Below are 1080 nucleotides of genomic sequence, written 5' to 3' on the forward strand. Positions count from 1 at the left end.
GTTACGTAACGGGTATTGTAGCCATCCGGGGTGAGAGAGGGAGCTACAACCACCGACCTACCTGCCTGACCTCTCTCAGGATTGTAGCCATCCGGGGTGAGAGAGGGAGCTACAACTCGGTCAGCGCCGTGCGCCAACGCAATCTGATTGTAGCCATCCGGGGTGAGAGAGGGAGCTACAACGCCCGGCGTAAGCTGCCTTGGGGCGATATCATTGTAGCCATCCGGGGTGAGAGAGGGAGCTACAACGGGATTCTGGCCGGGGATGCCACGTCGCCGATTGTAGCCATCCGGGGTGAGAGAGGGAGCTACAACAGCGAAGACGAGACAATCAGCAGCCGCGCCATTGTAGCCATCCGGGGTGAGAGAGGGAGCTACAACTCCTCGATGTGCGCGCCGCAGTGGATGCAGATTGTAGCCATCCGGGGTGAGAGAGGGAGCTACAACCTCACCGGGCAGGTAGGTTTCGCTGCCCGCATTGTAGCCATCCGGGGTGAGAGAGGGAGCTACAACGGCTAAGGGGTAGGTAGCTTGATGGCCTGAATTGTAGCCATCCGGGGTGAGAGAGGGAGCTACAACGAGCCTTCATACTTGTAGTTACTACTGCGAATTGTAGCCATCCGGGGTGAGAGAGGGAGCTACAACGAACCGCGAACGGCTGATCGCAAAAGCCACATTGTAGCCATCCGGGGTGAGAGAGGGAGCTACAACCTTGGCCACGGCCTAGCTCGACGGGGCGAAATTGTAGCCATCCGGGGTGAGAGAGGGAGCTACAACGTTGGGCGTGCGGCTGCTGGCGTCTGTGGTATTGTAGCCATCCGGGGTGAGAGAGGGAGCTACAACTGTACGTGCATCAGATCACGACGCACTGGCATTGTAGCCATCCGGGGTGAGAGAGGGAGCTACAACCTGCAGCGACTCGTAGATCTTGTGCGTGCTATTGTAGCCATCCGGGGTGAGAGAGGGAGCTACAACCGACATCCGACAGCAGCCGCACGGCCAGGTATTGTAGCCATCCGGGGTGAGAGAGGGAGCTACAACTCCACCTACGACGACCCGGCTGTTGTCCCGATTGTAGCCA

2 protein-coding genes are annotated in these 1080 nt (G+C 59.0%); one reads left to right on the forward strand and one right to left on the reverse strand.

The window, feature by feature from the left end; translation table 11 throughout:
* On the forward strand, window positions 1-518 hold a 518-nt coding region (locus ACK4TH_RS12090; RefSeq protein ID WP_409626799.1), incomplete at its 5' end, for a hypothetical protein.
* Window positions 519-857: 339 nt separating this feature from the next.
* Here the strand turns inward: ACK4TH_RS12090 and ACK4TH_RS12095 are convergent.
* The coding region (locus tag ACK4TH_RS12095) for a hypothetical protein (RefSeq protein WP_409626801.1) at window positions 858-1080 on the reverse strand (223 nt) is incomplete at its 5' end.

This window comes from Tepidimonas sp. (genome assembly GCF_046292505.1).
Classification (GTDB): Bacteria; Pseudomonadota; Gammaproteobacteria; order Burkholderiales; family Burkholderiaceae_C; genus Tepidimonas.